At 56.9% G+C, this 18,771-nt stretch carries 17 protein-coding genes, 1 pseudogene and 1 riboswitch; of the genes and pseudogenes, 6 read left to right on the top strand and 12 right to left on the bottom strand.

The genetic code is table 11. The annotated features are described in order from the left end of the window. From ACK4S7_RS10455 to ACK4S7_RS10425, 7 genes are all read right to left on the bottom strand, one after another. The coding region (locus tag ACK4S7_RS10455) for an N-acyl-D-amino-acid deacylase family protein (protein ID WP_409646576.1) at window positions 1–1,639 on the bottom strand (1,639 nt) is incomplete at its 3' end. Between the two features lie 61 nt (window positions 1,640–1,700). Beyond that, complete coding sequence (locus ACK4S7_RS10450) at window positions 1,701–1,955, bottom strand: plasmid stabilization protein (protein ID WP_409646574.1); 255 nt, start codon at window positions 1,953–1,955, stop codon at window positions 1,701–1,703. Window positions 1,956–2,002: 47 nt separating this feature from the next. Continuing rightward, a complete protein-coding gene (locus ACK4S7_RS10445; RefSeq protein WP_409646572.1) occupies window positions 2,003–3,280 on the bottom strand; it encodes a methyltransferase family protein in 1,278 nt (425 codons plus the stop codon). A gap of 203 nt (window positions 3,281–3,483) precedes the next feature. After that, the gene (locus tag ACK4S7_RS10440; RefSeq protein ID WP_409646571.1) at window positions 3,484–4,704 is read right to left on the bottom strand and encodes an argininosuccinate synthase; all 1,221 of its coding nucleotides are present in this window, start codon (window positions 4,702–4,704) and stop codon (window positions 3,484–3,486) included. A 46-nt stretch (window positions 4,705–4,750) separates the two neighbouring features. After that, window positions 4,751–5,320: a TMEM165/GDT1 family protein gene (locus ACK4S7_RS10435; protein ID WP_409646569.1), complete on the bottom strand. Its 570-nt coding sequence runs from the start codon at window positions 5,318–5,320 to the stop codon at window positions 4,751–4,753. 68 nt (window positions 5,321–5,388) lie between these two features. After that, window positions 5,389–5,533, bottom strand: a riboswitch (yybP-ykoY riboswitch). Between the two features lie 35 nt (window positions 5,534–5,568). After that, on the bottom strand, window positions 5,569–5,733 hold the full coding sequence (locus ACK4S7_RS10430) for a hypothetical protein (protein WP_409646567.1): 165 nt from the start codon (window positions 5,731–5,733) through the stop codon (window positions 5,569–5,571). A gap of 137 nt (window positions 5,734–5,870) precedes the next feature. After that, window positions 5,871–6,668: a class I mannose-6-phosphate isomerase gene (locus tag ACK4S7_RS10425; protein WP_409646565.1), complete on the bottom strand. Its 798-nt coding sequence runs from the start codon at window positions 6,666–6,668 to the stop codon at window positions 5,871–5,873. A gap of 131 nt (window positions 6,669–6,799) precedes the next feature. Between ACK4S7_RS10425 and ACK4S7_RS10420 the strand changes: the two genes are divergently transcribed. After that, window positions 6,800–8,872, top strand: coding sequence for a malate synthase G (locus ACK4S7_RS10420; protein ID WP_409646563.1), 2,073 nt, complete (start codon window positions 6,800–6,802; stop codon window positions 8,870–8,872). Here the strand turns inward: ACK4S7_RS10420 and ACK4S7_RS10415 are convergent. After that, window positions 8,869–10,041: a M48 family metallopeptidase gene (locus ACK4S7_RS10415; protein WP_409646561.1), complete on the bottom strand. Its 1,173-nt coding sequence runs from the start codon at window positions 10,039–10,041 to the stop codon at window positions 8,869–8,871. The two genes, ACK4S7_RS10420 and ACK4S7_RS10415, sit on opposite strands and share 4 nt — an antisense overlap. A gap of 98 nt (window positions 10,042–10,139) precedes the next feature. On the opposite strand from ACK4S7_RS10415, the gene ACK4S7_RS10410 reads away from it, so the two are divergent. Both ACK4S7_RS10410 and ACK4S7_RS10405 read left to right on the top strand, forming a co-directional pair. Further along, window positions 10,140–10,550: a response regulator transcription factor gene (locus ACK4S7_RS10410; RefSeq protein ID WP_409646559.1), complete on the top strand. Its 411-nt coding sequence runs from the start codon at window positions 10,140–10,142 to the stop codon at window positions 10,548–10,550. Between the two features lie 96 nt (window positions 10,551–10,646). Further along, window positions 10,647–11,174 carry a DUF4199 domain-containing protein gene (locus ACK4S7_RS10405; protein ID WP_409646557.1) on the top strand — a complete coding sequence of 176 codons (528 nt, stop codon included), beginning with the start codon at window positions 10,647–10,649 and terminating at the stop codon, window positions 11,172–11,174. Here ACK4S7_RS10405 and trxB read toward each other — a convergent pair whose 3' ends face one another. Then, window positions 11,175–12,128: a thioredoxin-disulfide reductase gene (gene trxB, locus ACK4S7_RS10400; RefSeq protein ID WP_409646555.1), complete on the bottom strand. Its 954-nt coding sequence runs from the start codon at window positions 12,126–12,128 to the stop codon at window positions 11,175–11,177. A 153-nt stretch (window positions 12,129–12,281) separates the two neighbouring features. Between trxB and ACK4S7_RS10395 the strand changes: the two genes are divergently transcribed. Then, a complete protein-coding gene (locus ACK4S7_RS10395; protein WP_306062265.1) occupies window positions 12,282–12,599 on the top strand; it encodes a 2Fe-2S iron-sulfur cluster-binding protein in 318 nt (105 codons plus the stop codon). 24 nt (window positions 12,600–12,623) lie between these two features. Here ACK4S7_RS10395 and ACK4S7_RS10390 read toward each other — a convergent pair whose 3' ends face one another. Further along, a complete protein-coding gene (locus ACK4S7_RS10390; RefSeq protein WP_409646553.1) occupies window positions 12,624–12,983 on the bottom strand; it encodes an endonuclease domain-containing protein in 360 nt (119 codons plus the stop codon). Window positions 12,984–13,179: 196 nt separating this feature from the next. Continuing rightward, window positions 13,180–13,998, bottom strand: a complete 819-nt coding sequence (locus ACK4S7_RS10385; RefSeq protein ID WP_409646551.1) for an NUDIX hydrolase — start codon at window positions 13,996–13,998, stop codon at window positions 13,180–13,182. A 106-nt stretch (window positions 13,999–14,104) separates the two neighbouring features. On the opposite strand from ACK4S7_RS10385, the gene ACK4S7_RS10380 reads away from it, so the two are divergent. Beyond that, window positions 14,105–14,725 (top strand): DUF4126 domain-containing protein, encoded by a 621-nt coding sequence (locus tag ACK4S7_RS10380; protein WP_409646549.1) that lies wholly within the window; start codon window positions 14,105–14,107, stop codon window positions 14,723–14,725. An 85-nt stretch (window positions 14,726–14,810) separates the two neighbouring features. Here ACK4S7_RS10380 and ACK4S7_RS10375 read toward each other — a convergent pair. Beyond that, window positions 14,811–15,410: pseudogene (locus ACK4S7_RS10375) on the bottom strand (murein L,D-transpeptidase catalytic domain-containing protein); the annotation flags it as partial. Between the two features lie 346 nt (window positions 15,411–15,756). Here ACK4S7_RS10375 and uvrA point away from each other — a divergent pair. Then, the coding region (gene uvrA / locus ACK4S7_RS10370) for an excinuclease ABC subunit UvrA (RefSeq protein ID WP_409646547.1) at window positions 15,757–18,771 on the top strand (3,015 nt) is incomplete at its 3' end.

Here is an 18,771-nt window from a genome sequence, read left to right as displayed (position 1 = left end):
ATTTAATGGTGGCCACATAACCGTCTGCCTTCTGCAATAGGCGCTTGCCACCGGCGGGCAGGTCGAACGCAAGCCAAGGCTTACCCAGCTTCAACCGCTCCATATCGATAACATTGATATCCGCGAGATAGCCCGGCTTCAAAACACCGCGATCGTTCAGTCCATATAGCCGCGCAGTATCATGGCACTGTCGCTTGATCGCATTCTCAAGCGTAATGCGCGTTCCGGCGCGGTCGCGAACCCAATGTTGCAGCATGAAGGTCGGGCTGGCGGCATCGCAGATCGTGCCGCAATGCGCGCCTCCGTCTGACAGGCTGTTGACGCAATCATCGCGGGTTTGAAGTTCTTCAAGGAAGTTCAAATTGCCGTCGCGATAATTGAGGATCGGGAAATAGATGAACCCCGTACCTTCATCCTGCATAAGCAGATCGTAGGCATATTCTGCAGGACTGATTCCGGCTACCATCGCGCGCGCCAGCACGCTTTCATCCTGCCGTGGCTCGTAATTAAACTCTGGCCCCATTTCGAAATGCACTGGCCATCCGCCAGCTACGATGCGTAGGAAATCGATGATATCGCTTTCCGGAAAGACCGAATCCTCTGATATCATACGCGCCTTGAACACCGGGTCTTTCAGCCGCTCGAGCTGCTGCACCCATGGCAGCATTTCAATTTCCGCCCACGCCGGTTTGAAACGGAATGGATGCACGGTTCCCTGCCATGCCATGATAATCCCGTTGCCGCGCAAGGCGATCTGCGCAACGATGTTTGCGCCATTATCGTTTTCCGCAATCATCGAGGAAATCTGTTCCTCCAGGGGCATTTCCTTGGCGATGGATTGCAACGCGGCAAAGGTCACCGGCAAGCCGGTTTCGCGGCTCAGCGCGCCCATCCAGCCGAATTCATCCCAGTCGCGTTTCATGTCGCTCGCCATTTCAAACACGCCGTATCCAACGCGGCCCATGGCGCGACCGATGCCGATCAATTCTTCCTTCGTGGCCGTCGTCCCCGGAACGAGTTCGCCGTCGACGGACTTGTGCAAGACAGTGCGTGATGTTGAAAAGCCAAGCGCGCCTGCCCTTATGCCTTCTTCGACGATGCGCGACATTTCGGCAATATCCGCGTCAGTTGGCACGGCGCCAGGCGTTTCGCGGTCGCCCAAAACATATGCTCGCACGGCCCCGTGTGGGACGTGCGTTGCAACATCGATGGTGCGCGGGCGCCGCTCAAGCGCGTCAAGATATTGGGGGAAAGTTTCCCAGTCCCACGTCATGCCTTCGGCCAATGCTGTGCCGGGAATATCCTCAACTCCCTCCATCAAGCCAATCAGCCAATCATGCTTGTCCTGTCTGGCAGGGGCAAAGCCAACGCCGCAATTGCCCATCACGACCGTCGTAACGCCGTGCCAGCTTGATGGGGCCATCTCGCTGTCCCAGGTCGCCTGCCCATCATAATGAGTGTGGATGTCGACAAAGCCGGGGGCAACGATCTTGCCTGTTGCGTCTATTTCTTCGCGCCCCGCTGCACTGATTTGGCCAACCGCAGTAATGATACCCCCGTCCACGGCGACATCTGCCGTAAAACGCGGAGCGCCCGTTCCATCAACCACTGTTCCGCCACGAATAACCAGATCATGCATGCCGACTCTCCTCTGTCCTGGAGCGAACGCTAACAGATTTAATCACATGATTAAAGCTGGCTTATCCGTGTCGCTTGCGCCGGGTCTCCCAACCCTTTTTGGCGGCCTCGGACCGACTGCTCGACTTGGCCGACGATGGTTTAGCCTGCCCGCCACCACCTTTGCGGTTGCCCCCGCCATCCTGCTTGTTGACCGTAGCCCATGCGCGGGCTTCGGCTTCCTTGTGGGACACACCCTTGTCCATATAACCTTCGGCTATATGTTCGGCCTTGCGTTCCTGCTTGTCGGTATATTTTGCTTTCGATCCTTGGGGCATCGTCTGTCTCCTTAGAGCGATGAACCCCATGAACTTCCGATCGTTCCTTACTCGGCGGGCTCGCTCTGGGCGCGCATGCGCAGGCTCATCCCCGCTGCTTTGCGCATCGCTGCAAAACAGCGTGGAACGAGCGCGCGGCGGCCCATCCATGCAGCATATTCGGCATAGGCTGGGTCTGACATCAGGTGCTTTTCCTCGGTCTTGGCACGCCAATAATATATGCCGCTGACCAACCCAAGGATCGCACTGTTGCGGATCATGTCCGCCAGGCTTCCCGTCGTTACGAGAAATGGCAATGTGGCTAGCCACCAATAAATGTTCTTGGCCAAATAAGCGGGATGCTTGGAAATGGCATAAGGCCCGTGCGTCAGGATGCCGCGATGCGTCAGGTTTGAAAACCGAAGACCAAAGGCCACCGTCGCCCATGCATATGCACAGGTCAGCATGACCAGCATTGCGCCCCAGATCCATAGCAGCAGTGGCCAGTCGGAAAACCAATAGGCCCAATCTTTTGTGGCCACGTGGTAATCCAGCAGGCCGCCATTGTTCATCAGGATGAAGGGTGGATAGCAAATTAACGCCGCTACCCAGCCGGACAAATAAGGATTAGCTGTGCGGATGTGCGCATCCAGCGGCTTCATGGTCAGCATGTAACCAACGGTCGCAAACTGCACATCTATCAGGAACATCGTGGTGATCAGCGCACTGGCGAACGAGACGGGGTTGGTGACAACCTCGGCAAAGTTTATGTTTACAACTTCACGAAAGCCACCGGGCACGATCGACAACATGAAAGCGAGGAAAAACCCTTTGACAGCCCATGCGCGCAAATGGTGCCAAATCTCGTCCTTGTCCCAATCCCCGCGCCTCGATATCCATGCGCCAAAATGCCATGCACCATCATGTGGATTGATAAGATAACGATCAAGCCATACGACATAAGGGACAGACAATATCAGCAGGGGGACAGCCACCGCTTGCAGCGTTTCCATCGCGAACAGAAACTTTCCGTCCCAATAGAAACGGCACATTGCATAAATTAACGCGATAATCGACCAAGTCGACCAAATCCCCACGATTTTTACAAAACTGATGTCGATGACATCCGCCACGGAACGGTTCAGGTTCCAATCAATACCCGTTGAACCCCGCTGGTGAACTTTGTCGACAAATACTGACCAGAGCACCATCGGCAGTCCGCAAAACAGCAGCGCCACAAGAGCGGAATAGGGTCCATCGGCCACCGCGGGTAAGCCGTCAAATCCGACCGCCGCGCCTATGTTTCCAAAATTGCGCGCAATCATGACGGCCAATATGAGACCCATTAGACCGCTTAGCCCTACGAGACTGCTGACGGCCGAATGCGGTCTTTGGCTTGAAAGGTCGCGACGCTGTTGCACAGCGACGGATTAGGGCTAAATAGTTAAAAAAGCGGTGAAAAATTTATCGGCAATGTGGTCCCGATCTAAATTTCAGCCGAAACAATGTGTCGCAAATAGGTTGCTACACCCACATGACCAGTGGCTCCTTAAACTTCACGTTTGGCCAACAAACGCAGGCGAAGGGCGTTCAACTTGATAAAGCCCGCTGCATCCTTTTGGTCATACGCCCCGGCATCGTCTTCGAAGGTGACGACCTTTTCGCTGTAAAGGCTATTTGGCGATCTGCGGCCAACGACGCTCGCAAGGCCCTTGTAAAGTTTCAACCGGACGGTTCCGGACACATGCTCCTGGCTGTGGTCAATGGCTGCCTGCAACATCTCGCGCTCGGGCGAAAACCAGAAACCGTTATAGATCAGCTCCGCATATTTCGGCATCAGTTCGTCTTTCAGATGCGCCGCGCCACGGTCCAGCGTGATGCTTTCGATGCCGCGATGCGCGCGGGCGTAAATTTCGCCGCCGGGCGTTTCATACATGCCGCGCGATTTCATACCGACGAAGCGGTTCTCGACGAGATCAAGCCGGCCAATACCATGCTTGCGGCCAAGTTCATTCAACGCCGCCAGCAGAGTGGCTGGCGACATCGCTTCACCGTTCAGGGCAACGCCATCGCCTTTTTCAAAATCGATGGTGATATATTCCGGCGTGTCGGGCGCGTCCTCCGGATTGACCGTGCGCGAATAGACATAATCGGGCGTTTCGTCCCACGGGTCCTCAAGCACCTTGCCTTCGGACGAGGTGTGTAAAAGATTCGCGTCGGTGGAAAACGGGCTTTCGCCGCGTTTGTCCTTTGGCACAGGGATCTGGTGTTGCTCGGCCCATTCAATCAGGCGCGTGCGGCTTGTCAGGTCCCATTCACGCCAAGGTGCGATCACCTTGATATCGGGGTTAAGCGCATAAGCCGAAAGCTCGAAACGCACTTGGTCATTGCCCTTGCCCGTTGCGCCATGGGCGATGGCGTCCGCACCCGTTTCCGCCGCAATCTCGATCAGCCGTTTGGAAATCAGCGGACGGGCAATCGACGTGCCCAACAAATAGTCACCTTCGTAACGGGCATTGGCGCGCATCATCGGGAAAACAAAGTCGCGGACAAATTCTTCGCGCAGATCGTCGATATAAATATGGTGGTCGGGTACGCCCATCAGGACTGCCTTGGCGCGCGCCGGCGCGAGCTCTTCACCCTGCCCCAAATCAGCAGTGAAGGTGACAACTTCACAGCCATATTCGACCTGCAGCCATTTCAGGATGACGCTGGTATCGAGCCCGCCCGAATAGGCCAGAACGACTTTCTTGATGCTGTCTTTTGTCATGTCACATATTGTCCGAAGCTATGATATCTGCCGCGCGCCTAACAGCTTAGGCTGGCTTCGACAACTCCCAGTACTGCCATAGGCCAAGAACCAGAAACATACCGGCCGCAATCATATGTACTGTGCGCAACGAGATTTTTGCGACCAATTGCTCGCCGAGATACACAGCTGGGACATTGGTGATCATCATTCCCAATGTTGTCCCTGCGGCCACAGCCCAAATGGCCTGATATTGCGCACCCAGCGCGATCGTTGCGACCTGCGTCTTGTCGCCCATTTCGACGAGGAAAAAGGCCATGGTGGTTGCCGCAAAGGCACCGCGTTGCGACGCGACCTTGATATCATCGTCGACCTTGTCGGGAATAAGCGTCCACGCGGCCATGAGTATGAAACCCGTGGCGACAGCAAAGCGAAACGCATCGCTCATAAAAATACTGGCAAGCGTGCTCCCTGCCCATGCGGCAATCGCGTGATTGGCGATGGTGGCGGTGAAAATCCCCGCAATGACGGGGACCGGTCTTTTGAAACGGGTGGCGAGCAATATCGCAAGCAGCATGGTCTTGTCGCCGATTTCAGCAATCGCCACGAGCAAGGTTGACGCAAAAAAGACTTCCATGGACTTATCCGGGGTCAGGCAGATTTTCGACGCAATGCCACCGGCCACCCCCCGCCCGACCGGTGCGGATTGCCGATGCCATTGGTCTCGCCTTGAACCGCAATGATCGCTTTTGATCTTGCGGCACCACATGCACCATGGCCTCTCGGCCAAATATGTTGATGCATATCCCGTTCGGATGGAACGACTGGCTACTCCCCAGATGACTTCCGGCTCTTTAAGTTAGCGAAGTTAAAGAATCAAGCTGGTCACTGATCAGATGGCGTCTGATCGATTTCGGGCAGGTTTTTGCCCCGACCCATTTGCCTGATCTTAAACTGCCGTCGGTTGCGCAGGTAACGACCAAGCGCAAATGCCAGAAGCAATGCCATTAACGCGCATAGCGCGTAGGCAATCATGACTCTTGTTTCCATTGATTTAGCTAATCCTGCAAACCGGTTTTGGGTCCACTATATCCAAAGGGTTCATAATAAGAGAGTTAGAGCCGTTTATTCAGAAGAGCAACCCTCGATAATATTTCATCCCATATCCCGGTAGAAAAAACAAATAGTTAAGAGACAAAAGGAGACGCGAGCAAACATTGCGCGTTGTCCGATAATGTGAGCAGACTGATATTCTCGATCAAAAGGCAATCTCCCACTGCGCCGCTGGTTTGACCAGCGATGACCTCTCCCGCTAACGGGATGACAAGACACGGCCCGTTTACGTCAAAGGATCTGATTTGGTCGGGTCTATCGGCGTACCAGAGTTGAAAATAAGGACCGTCGGCGAGCCGCCGGCCGCTGACTGCCCGGCCTGATCGCTGGTCTACATAAGGCGCGGCAACCGACACCTCCACACCGTCCTCCAAATGTAATTCGCGCGGGCGACCATAATCAAACAAGCGGTAGGTCACGTCGGCATATTGCTGTACCTCGACCAAGGTGATGCCGGCGCCAATGGCGTGCACGGTGCCCGCCGGAATATAATAATAATCGCCGGCCGACACTGGCTTCCAATCCATGAGAGATTCAATCTCTCCCGATATCGCTGCTTGTCGCAGTTCATCAGCGCATAATGGTCGCTTCGTGCCGATACCCAGCACCGCGCCGGGTTCGGCATGGACCACGAACCAGCATTCTTCCTTACCCGAATCCAGCCCGCGCTCGTGCGCTTGCGCATCATTCGGATGCACCTGAATCGACAATTTTTCGGATGTGAAAAGCCATTTGACGAGCAGGGGAAGCGATTCAGTGCCTGACCCTTCATACCATACCTCGCCCACACGCCGGGCGTCCACAACCCCAAACGCCGGGGGAACGTCTTCCCGCCCCCATGGTTTTTCCACCAGATGCTTGCTCAACTTCATCCGTAATCCATGACGTGTCCGCAAATTAAATGCCAGTGCCCTTTTTTCCTTTTGTCGATCGGCAACTGCCGTTAGGGGAAGCGCAACAATAATAATCTCCCCAGGGCGCCATTTTCCACTGGAGCCAGATAATGACGAATTATGTACCCCGCGCCGGGTTTCGGATTGCCGAGCAGCTCGTTGAGTTTATTGAACATCGTGCGCTTGCCGGCACTGGTATTGCCCCCGATCAGCTTTGGCAGGGCCTTGCTGACATTCTTTCCCGGTTTGAACCGCACAACAAAGAATTGCTGGCTAAGCGCGACACGATTCAGGCGCAGCTGGACGATTGGCACCGCGCCCATCCTGGTCCGATTTCGGATATGGCATCCTATCAGGCGTTCCTGCGCGAAATCGGCTATCTTGTCCCTGAACCTGCGCCGTTCAGCATTGGTACGCAAAATGTCGATCCCGAAATTGCGACGATGGCCGGCCCGCAGCTTGTGGTGCCAAGCCTTAATGACCGCTTCGTCCTGAACGCTGCGAATGCGCGTTGGGGTAGCCTTTATGATGCGCTTTACGGCACTGATGTGCTGGCGGCGCCTGCAGCAAGGCCTGGCGGCTACGACACCGAACGTGGGGCAGCGGTTGTTGCGTATGCACGCGGCTTCCTTGATGAAGCGATACCCGGTTGGCAGGACGCGTTAGCGGGTCGCGCAAGCTCGCATCTTATCGCTAAGGCACAAGTGGGCGGGGCAACGCGTTACCTTTTCAAGCATCATGGCCTGCATATTGAAGTGCTGGTCAATCCGCAGCATCCCGTGGGCGCGACCGACGAGCTTCACATTGCCGATGTCATCCTCGAATCCGCGCTGACGACGATTATCGACCTCGAAGATTCGGTTGCGGCGGTCGATGCCAATGACAAGGTCGCGGCTTACACCAACTGGCTTGGCCTCATGCGCGGGGATCTGGTTGCCAGCTTTGACAAGGGCGGCAAAACCGTCACCCGCGCGCTTGAACCTGATCGCGTTTATGACGGGCTGACCTTGCCCGGACGCAGCCTGATGTTTGTCCGCAATGTCGGACATTTAATGACCAATCCAGCCGTTCTCCTCCCCGACGGCACCGAAGCACCCGAAGGTATACTTGACGCGCTGTTCACCTCGCTCTGCGCGCTGCATGACCTCAAGGGGCTTGGCACGCATCGCAACAGCCGTGCTGGCAGCATCTATATCGTGAAGCCAAAGATGCATGGCCCGGAAGAAGCCGCGTTCACCAACGACCTGTTCGACGCCGTCGAAGATGTGCTTGGCCTTGCACGCCACACCATCAAGGTCGGCGTGATGGACGAAGAACGCCGCACGAGTGCAAATTTGGCGGCCTGCATTCACGCGGTGCGCGACCGGATTGTGTTCATCAATACCGGCTTTCTTGACCGGACCGGCGATGAAATGCACACCGCAATGCATGCTGGCCCAATGATCCGAAAAGCCGACATGAAATCATCATCCTGGATTCAGGCTTATGAAGCCCGCAACGTCCAGATTGGACTGGCCTGCGGACTTAGTGGCAAGGCACAAATCGGCAAGGGCATGTGGGCCGCACCCGACATGATGGCGGACATGATGGCGCAGAAAATCGGCCATCCCAAGGCAGGCGCGAACACGGCGTGGGTGCCTTCCCCTACCGCCGCGACACTGCACGCGATGCATTATCACCAGTTCGACGTATTTGCGCGTCAGGCGGAACTGGCCAGGGAATCGACCCCCGGCCTCGCCTCGCTCCTGACCATTCCGGTCGCGCCCGTTGGACATAACTGGTCGGACGAGGACGTCACGCAGGAACTGGAAAACAACGCCCAGGGCATATTGGGCTATGTCGTGCGCTGGATTGATCAAGGCGTCGGCTGCTCCAAGGTGCCCGACATTCACGATATTGGCCTAATGGAAGACCGCGCTACCCTGCGCATTTCATCGCAGCATATCGCCAACTGGCTGCTGCACGGCATCGCGACGGAGGCGCAGGTTGACGCAGCGCTTATGAAGATGGCGGCGAAGGTCGACGTGCAGAATGCAGGCGACCCTTTATATGAAAAGCTGGACGCAGGCAGCCTTGCGCTCAAAGCCGCCCGCGCACTGATATTCGAAGGCGTCACGCAGCCCAATGGCTATACCGAACCGTTGCTACATAAATTCCGGCAGGAAAAGAAAGCGGCCGCTTAACGCACGCCGTTTTTCTTCAACTGTTCCGCTTTCCAGTCCATTGCCCTGCGGACGCGCTTTTCAACCGACGGGTGCGAATAAAATAGCGCCTCCTGCAAAGCTGAGGGCCGCGGATACCGATATTCTGCGGTCTTCACCAACGCCCCCGCCAACGCGTCCGGCAGATTTGCCGTGCGCAGCGAATACGCATCGGCGTCGCTCTCTCCTGTTCTGGTAACGCCATTAAGCACTGGCTGGGCAAACAGTCCCAACACGGACACAATCAACAGCAAGATCGGCAATCCTTCGGGGTCGCCAACCTTGGCCTTGCTGCCGAACAACGCCGCCACACGATTAAACAGGCGGTCAGCCAGGAAAAAGCCCAGCATCGCGATAAAAATAATCACGAACACCGTTCGCCAGACATGCCCAAGGACATAATGCCCAATCTCGTGTCCGGTGACGGCCTTTACTTCATCCAGCGACGCCTGTTTCAGCGCTACGTCCGAAATCGCGATGCGCGCCGAGCCAAACACGCCTGACACGTTGGCGGTAAAATTATTCGACTGCCGCGACCCATCAAACATCAACACGCGGTCATGCGGAATTCCGGCTTCGTCCGCCATCGTCAGCAAGGCTGTGCGCACCGGTCCCTCGGGGACTGGCTTATAGTCATTGAATATCGGTTCGATGAGAACGGGCGAAAGCAATATCGTGGCCGCAGCCGCAAAAGCCGCCAATCCGCCCGACCAGAGCCACCAGCGTTTCCCTGCGCGACGGATCAGTGCGTAGATACCCAAAAAGAACAATCCGCCCAATATGCTCGATAGCAATATTCCAATCGCATCTTGCGCAACAAAGTCCGCCAAGGGCTGGCTTGTGCGTCCATAGGATCTTTCAAAACCCCATTCCTCATAAATGCCCCAGGGCAGGCTTATGACAGCCGCTATGATGAAATATGCCAGACAGATCAGGAACGTCCGCAATGCCCAGCCGCGATTTTGCAGCTTCGCCGAAAGCCGCTCAAGCAACCCCGAGCGGACAATAATCCACGTGACGATGGCGGTTACAACCAACCCGCCCAACAACATCCAATGGGTGGCCGTCGTATAGGCTGCGGACTTCTGCAACGCGTCTGGCCCAAGACTGTCGATATAGCGCGCGGTTTCGACCGCTGGATCAAATGCCATGAATATACCCTCCACCTAACTGTATTAGCTAAATCATACAGTGATCACATGCAACAGCCTATCTTGCCTGCATGCATTTTGCGTGGTTTATTCAACCGATGTGGAGGACGATATTCAGCTACGGTATTTTACTGGCTGTAATGGTATTCCTGCTCGAATGGCTGGATTACAAGAATGTGGTTCAGGACTGGCCCTCCGAAATTTACATAGCCTGCATCGCCGTTCTTTTCGTCCTTCTTGGTATATGGGTTGGGAACCGGCTGACAGCGCGGCCACGGCAGCATCATGTCCGAAATGACGCGGCCATGGCATCATTGGGCATGAGCGCGCGCGAGTTCGAGGTTTTGGAGCTATTGGCTGCAGGGCATGCAAACAAGGTCATTGCACGTCGTTTGGAAATCTCGCCAAACACCGTCAAAACGCACGTTGCGCGCGTTTTTGAAAAGCTGGAGGTTGCCAGCAGGACGCAAGCGATTCACAAGGCCCGCGCGCTCGATATTCTGCCATGATATAAATCAGACCCAAATCACCCTTTTGGGCGATAGATTAATCCCGTCCGTCACCTTAATCATGTTGCTATCTGCTAGCCTAATGGGAGAAACGATATGGGCAGGATAATATCTCTGTACGGCGTCATCGCCGGGGTCACGGTCGCAGTGCTCATGCGCATTGCAATGACGCTTTTTCCCGAAGGCGGCACGGCTGGAATGGTCGCCGGATTCTCATCCATGATCATTGCGCTCAGTTTTGTATTCGTCGGGATAAAACGCTATCGTGATGTCGAGCTTGGCGGCGTGATACGCTTTTGGCAGGCTCTGGGGGTCGGCTTCGGTATCGCTGCGATTGCTTCGCTATTTTATGTGGCCGCGTGGGAATTGTACCTCTACTTCACCAATTATACCTTCATGGATGATTACACACGCATCGCGCTTGAACAGGCACAAAAGTCTGGCAAATCGGCGTCGGAAATTGCCCGGCTTGCGCAGGAAATGGATGGCTATAAGGCGCTTTATGCAAACCCGTTCAGCCGCATGGCCGTGACGCTCATGGAGATTTCGCCTGTCGCATTTGTCATGCCGGTGATCTCGGCAACATTGCTTCGCAATACCGGGTTCATGCCCGCAAAAACCTAATCAAGCAACTGCGTCGATAAACCTTTCTGCGTCGAGCGCAGCCATGCATCCTGTACCAGCGCTGGTGCATGCCTGACGGTAGATATGGTCCATGACATCGCCGCAGGCAAAAACCCCGGGCACGCTGGTTTCGGTCGCTTGTCCCTCAAATCCGCCGCGCACCTTGATATAGCCGCCGGCCATGTCGAGATGCCCTTCAAATATGCCAGTGTTGGGCTTGTGCCCGATGGCGATGAACACACCGTGCAGTTCGATGTCTTCGGTACCCTCACCGTCGGTTGCAGCAATCCGTATACCGGTCACGCCCGTAGCATCGCCCAGCACTTCATCCAGCCTGTGGTTCCACTTGATGGTTACCTTGCCCTCGGCTTCGCGCGCGAACAGACGGTCTTGCAGGATTTTCTCCGCCTTCAACTTGTCGCGGCGATGCACCAGGGTCACATGGCTTGCGATATTGGCAAGGTACAAAGCTTCTTCGACAGCCGTGTTACCACCCCCGATCACGGCGACGGGTTTATTCCGGTAGAAAAATCCGTCGCATGTCGCACAGGCCGATACGCCCTTGCCCATGAATGCGGTTTCGCTCGGAAGGCCAAGATATTGGGCGCTGGCACCCGTCGCGATGATCACAGAATCGGCAGTATAGTCGCCTGCACCGCCCGTCAGCACGAACGGCCGCTTCGAAAAATCGACCTTTTCTATATAGTCATTTTCAATACGCGTGCCGAAACGTTCGGCATGCTTGCGCATCCGCTCCATCAGCTCAGGGCCCATGACGCCCGCATCATCGCCGGGCCAATTGTCGACCTCAGTCGTGGTCATCAACTGCCCGCCAATTTCAACACCCGTAATCATCATCGGCGTCAGGTTCGCACGCGCGGCGTAGACAGCGGCGGTATAGCCTGCCGGGCCGGAGCCAATGATAACGACAGGTGCGTGGCGATTTTCGGTCATATTCGGTCTTTCTGATTCTGTTAGGCGCGACATAAGCATTCTGCCGTCGCTGGCCAAGTACGGCGACGGACTTATCCCCATCAAATTAGGGCTTCACATGTGGAAAGCCGCAACCTATCAGACCGACAACATTCAGGAATATGGGAGCATGTCATGGCCAAGGTCACGGTAATTTCACGCAATGGCGAAGGCCGCGAAGTCGAGGCCGAAAATGGCCTGTCGCTGATGGAAGTCATCCGCGACAACGGTTTTGACGAACTGCTCGCCTTGTGCGGCGGATGCTGTTCGTGCGCCACGTGCCATGTACATATCGATCCTGCTTTCGCCGACCGTCTGCCCAAGATGGGCGAAGACGAAAACGACCTTCTCGACAGCACCGACCACCGCAATGAAACGTCTCGCCTGTCATGCCAAATCCCCGTCAGCGACGCGCTTGACGGCTTGATCGTGACCATCGCGCCCGAGGATTGATAAGCCGGAAATACAGGCGCTTACTTAACTCCCCTCCCGCTTGCGGGAGGGGTCGGGGGAGGGTGAATCTTCCAAAGCATGAGCAATAACGGACACTACGCCTTCTAAATTTTTCAACACGTCGTCGTTGGTGAAGCGCAAGATGCGGTATCCCAGTAATGTCATGAACTCATCCCGACGGGTATCGTAATCCTGCCGTACTTCGTGCGAAGCCCCGTCCACTTCGATCACCAAATATTCGCTTCGGCAAATTATGTCAGCATAATAGGCGCCGATCTGAAACTGTCTCGTGAATTTGTATCCATTCAACTGGCTTCGGCACAGCTTTGACCATAGCAATCGCTCTGCTGGCGAAGCCGACCGACGCAATTCCCGCGACCGCATAATGTTTCGTTTTCGGTAGACCGGTTTTTCCAAATCAGCTGCCCTCCCCTAACCCCTCCCGCAAGCGGGAGGGGGATTGACAAGCACTTCTACAATACATTGCATTTACAGAATTTATTCTACTCCCCTCCCGCTTGCGGGAGGGGTCGGGGGAGGGCATGATGAAAACCATGGCTGGGGACAACGCACAGGCCCATTACCCCCGCATGGCGCTGTCCAACGACTCCTCAATCACAGGATAACCATGTCCATCGGGGATGCAGAGCCAGCTCCCGTCTTCCCGTTTGTCGACATATGTCAGCACCGTCGATACCGGATGTTCCGCCGCATGAGCGGCCGCAGCATCGAAATCGCCGAACATCGCAAGCCGCTCCAGGTTTCGCCGCGTCGGGAAGATGATCTTCACCTCGCCCCGGCCCGCTTTTTCAAGAACGTCGCCCGCAGTCGCCCAAAACAGCATCCGGTTTTCGGTTTGATCAACAGTCGCCAGCGGCGTCGTGTTGCCTGCATTGACCAGGTAAAATCGAGTATCGAACACCCGGGAAGCGCGCTCGAACGCTGGTGGGCGCCAGCGTGACCAAGGCACGAGCTGTTCGAATTCAGGTTCCCAGCCAAAGCGATTGCAGACAGCCTGAAGGCTTTCGCCGCTATGCAGCGCCTCGCGAGCTTGTATACAGTTGGCCGCGTCCGAAACACCCGACAGGCCAAGAGCCAGCCCGGCTTCCTCAATTGTCTCGCGGATCGCAGCCAGCCGGGCGGCGGCCTCATCCAGCGGCAATGGCGCGTGCAGCATTTCAGCATAATCGAAATCAGCCGGGTCAACCTTGCCACCGGGAAAAACGGCCGCGCCGCCAGCAAAGGCCATCGCCTTGATACGTTCGACCATTAACAACAAGGGTGCGCCGCCATCCGGATTTTCCCGGAAAATCACCATAGTCGCCGCTGGGGTTGCGACGGGAAGTGGTTCGCCGCTTATCGGGTGGTTGCGCAGTTCAGTATCCATATCATCACTCAAGCATGCTTTGGGTAACGTTAGAAGCGCAAAATGGCATGCCACCTTCGCGGCGTCGTTGCATCGCACTGTGATCCGTGTCAGCCTGCATGCTTGAAATGGAGGCGACATGGGCGTCATCGAAATACTGGGTCTGGCCGGAAGCTTAAGTCTGCTGTCGGGCTGGCGGTTTTATCTGACCATATTCGCGACCGGCTTGGCTATGCATTTCAACATCATACCGCTGCCCGAACATCTGCAAATGCTTGATGTCCTTGCCAATCCATGGGTGCTTGGCATCAGCGCGCTTGGAGCTGTCGCAGAGTTTTTCGCCGACAAGATTGCTTGGCTCGATTCCATCTGGGACGGTCTGCACACGCTCGTCCGGCCAGTGGGCGGGGCCATGCTTGCGCTGGCGGTCGTCGATAGTGCGGATCCGGCTTGGCAGGTGATCGCATTCCTGCTCGGGGGAGGCGCAGCCTTTGCCAGTCATGCGACCAAGGCGAGCGCGCGTGCCGCAGTGAACACCAGCCCCGAACCATTCAGCAACGTAGTCGTCTCGACGGTCGAGGATGTAGCAACTGGCGGCTTATTGGTGCTTGCATTTGCAAACCCCGTGGCGGCACTCATTATTGCGCTTGGTCTGCTTGCTCTTGCAATATGGGGGCTGTGGGCAGGCTATCGGGCGTTCCGGCGGATGTTTCCGAAACCGCCGCAATTTCCGTCCCATACGGGTGACCCTCTGGAGTAAGCGCCCCTGTGCCTGCGGCAAAAATGACCTTGTCTACCGTTGGCTTCGGTGCTGGTCGCGTGCTGCCGAACCCGGCGTAAAGAAAACCGCCATTCTCCAGCGTCTGGAGTATCCATTCGCGCTTGTCCGGCTCCACGACAAAGCAGCCCTCGCTTGAACCGGGCCGACCGCGCATCGCCATATGTTGCGCGTTGAAATAGCGGCGGCGCTCGGGCGCATAGCTGTGTACGACAATATCGCGCGTCCGCATCTGGCTATTTGACGGCTCCAACCCGTCCAGCCGCAACGATAGGCCGTTGATGCCAACATAACGTTCGGCACCCAATGCCGCCCCCAGCGAGGACGTGTAACTTTCCTCCACATTGCTGAAGAAACTGGCATAGCCATCATCATCAGGGTCGGACCCGATGCCATGCGCAACGCGTATCGGCGAATCCAACCCATCGCCCGTGCGCAGGTCAACGCGGTAAAGTCGCGGTTCACTGCTGTGTTTGGCGAAATCGACCACAATGATGACGGCAGGCCCGCTCGTTCGGCCAAAGGCACAGAAATGCCGGCGATATTTTGTCAGGGCTGATGCCAGTATCGGGCTTTCAAGCCTCCGCGAGGGGGCATCGACGTCTGGCGCGTAATAATTGCTGTTAATGGCGCTTTCGGACGAATCCAAAACCGAACAGTCAAGCATCGGGCGTGTCGGCGCCGCCACAAAAGGGGACTGGCCGTTGACGCTGCCCGTACCCGGCTGAAAAATGACGGCAGGCGGCGATGCCGGCATCATGTCTTGCGCGACAGCGGGGGCACCAGCCAATAACAGGCCAAAGATGAAGTGATTTCGGACCAACATATATTTCTTCCGTCTGACGATTCCCAAAAGCCTAACGAAACGAACGCCTATTTGCTCCATTATGCTGCAAATGCGAACAAAGGCAAGATGAGGCAAAAACCTGCCTTGAAATTCGCAAGGCTTCGGCCCATTTCGGAAGCGACGCACCCACTTGCGCTCTTAGAACAAATCTGGAACAAGCTGAACAATGTCACTCACCCACATCAAGGTGCGCGGTGCGCGCGAGCATAATCTCAAGGGCGTCGATATCGACCTGCCGCGCGACAAGCTCATCGTTATCACTGGCCTGTCGGGTTCCGGCAAATCAAGCCTCGCCTTCGACACGATCTACGCAGAGGGGCAGCGCCGCTATGTCGAATCGCTGAGCGCCTATGCACGCCAGTTTCTGGAAATGATGCAAAAGCCCGATGTCGAGCATATCGAGGGGCTGTCTCCCGCAATCTCCATCGAGCAGAAGACGACCAGCCGCAACCCGCGCTCCACTGTGGCGACCGTTACCGAAATCTATGACTATATGCGCCTGCTCTGGGCGCGCGTCGGCGTGCCATATTCGCCCGCAACTGGCCTGCCGATCACCGCGCAGACCGTCAGCCAGATGGTCGACCGCGTGATGGCCCTGCCCGAAGGCACCCGCGCCTTCCTTCTCGCGCCAGTCGTGCAAGGCCGCAAGGGCGAATATCGCAAGGAACTCGCCGAATGGCAGCGCTCGGGCTACACCCGCGTCCGTATCGACGGCGAACTCTACGCCATCGAAGAAGCACCCGCCCTCGACAAGAAATACAAGCATGACATTGAGGTCGTGGTGGATCGCATCGTCGTCAAGGACGGCATCCAGCAACGCCTCGCCGAAAGCTTTGAGGCTGCGTTGAAGCTCGCCGATGGCTTGGCCTTTGTCGATCTGGCGGATACCACGGTCGCGGAGTTGGCGGCGAACAACCCCTCCACCACCAGCTTTGCTGGCGGTCCCCCTCCCCGGTCCGGGGAGGTACTGGAAGGTGCCAACGCAATACCTCCCCGTTACGGGGATGGGGACCAGCCGCAGGCTGGTGGTGGGGTAGCCGAAACCCGCACTCCGTTCGTGTCGAGCGAAGACGAGACACCCCTCGGTAGCGCGGAACTGCAAGGCCTCTCGTCTTCGCTCGAGGCGAACGGTAAGGATAAGGCTGGGAAAAACGTCACCGGCGGCGCGATGAAGGGCACTGGCCTGCCCGCCAACCGCATCGTGTTCTCCGAAAAGTTCGCCTGCCCCGTCTCCGGCTTCACCATCGCCGAAATCGCGCCGCGGCTGTTCTCCTTCAACGCCCCGCAAGGCGCGTGTCCCGATTGCGACGGCCTTGGCGAGCGGCAGGAATTTGACCCGCAGCTTGTGGTGCCCAACGAACATCTGTCGCTGAAAAAAGGCGCGATCGTGCCTTGGGCGAAGTCCAACCCGCCAAGCCCATATTATATGCAAGTGCTGTCCAGCCTTGCGAAGGCATATGGCTTCAGCCTCGATTCCACTTGGGAAGATCTGGCGCCTGAGCAAAAGCTCATCATCCTCCACGGCACCGGCGGCATGCCCGTTGAGCTGACCTTCAAGGACGGGCGCAAGGAATATACCGTGCGCAAGGCGTTTGAGGGCGTCATTGGCAACCTCAACCGCCGCCTGCTGCAAACCGACAGCGCGTGGATGCGCGAGGAGCTGTCCAAATATCAGACGTCACAACCATGTGAGACCTGCCACGGCGCGCGCCTCAAGCCCGAAGCCTTGTCGGTCAAGATAGCCGGCGTCGACATCGCCACGCCCACACGCATGAGCGTCGGCGACGCACTCGACTGGTTCGGCAGCGTCGACCAGACCCTCACCAACCAGCAGCAGCAGATTGCCAAGGCCATCCTCAAGGAAATCAACGAACGCCTTGGCTTCCTCAACAATGTCGGGCTGGATTATCTCAACCTTGACCGGACCAGCGGCACCTTGTCCGGCGGCGAGAGCCAGCGAATCCGCCTCGCGTCGCAAATCGGCTCCGGCCTGTCTGGCGTGCTCTATGTGCTCGACGAACCCAGCATCGGCCTGCACCAGAAAGACAATGACCGCCTGCTCGCCACGCTCCGCCGCCTGCGCGATCTTGGCAACACCGTCATCGTTGTCGAACATGACGAAGACGCGATCCGCACCGCTGACTGGGTCGTTGACCTTGGCCCCGGCGCTGGCGTCCATGGCGGCACCGTCATGGCCGAAGGCACGTTGAAGCAGATCCTGAAATCGAAGGACAGCCTGACCGCCGCCTATCTCAACGGCACCCGCGAAATCGCGGTCCCCAAGACCCGGCGCAAGGGCAACAAGAAGAAGCTGACCGTCCACAACGCCCGCGCCAACAATTTGAAGAATGTGACCGCTAGCATTCCGTTGGGCACGTTCACCTGCATCACCGGCGTATCGGGTTCGGGCAAGTCCAGCTTCACCATCGACACGCTTTACGCCTCGGCGGCACGCAGCTTGAACGGTGCGCGCGTCATTGCGGGCGCGCATGACAAGGTGACGGGTCTTGAACATTGCGACAAGGTCATCGACATCGACCAGTCCCCCATTGGCCGCACCCCGCGTTCGAACCCCGCGACCTACACCGGCGCGTTCACCAACATCCGCGACTGGTTCGCGCAATTGCCCGAAAGCGCCGCGCGCGGGTACAAGCCGGGGCGTTTCTCGTTCAACGTCAAGGGCGGACGCTGCGAAACCTGCAGCGGCGATGGCCTGATCAAGATCGAAATGCACTTCCTGCCCGACGTCTATGTGACGTGCGAGGAATGCAACGGCAAACGCTACAACCGCGAAACGCTTGAGGTCAAATGGAAGGGCATGAGCATCGCTGACGTCCTCGACATGACCGTCGAAGACGCGGTCGAGGTGTTCAAGGCCGTCCCCCCGATCCGGGACAAAATGGCGATGCTGGCCGAGGTCGGGCTTGGCTATGTCAAGGTCGGGCAACAGGCAACGACCCTGTCCGGCGGCGAAGCGCAACGCGTAAAACTCGCCAAGGAACTCAGCCGCCGTTCCACCGGCCAGACGCTCTACATCCTCGACGAGCCAACAACCGGCCTCCATTTCGAAGACGTCCGCAAATTATTGGAAGTCCTCCACCGCCTCGTCGAACAGGGCAACAGCGTGGTGGTGATCGAACATAATCTCGACGTGATCAAGACCGCAGACTGGATCATCGAC

Source organism: Sphingorhabdus sp., assembly GCF_046292425.1.
Taxonomy (GTDB): Bacteria; Pseudomonadota; Alphaproteobacteria; order Sphingomonadales; family Sphingomonadaceae; genus Sphingorhabdus_B.
Note: the sequence above shows the minus strand (reverse complement) of the source record. Positions and strands in the feature narration are given on the sequence as shown.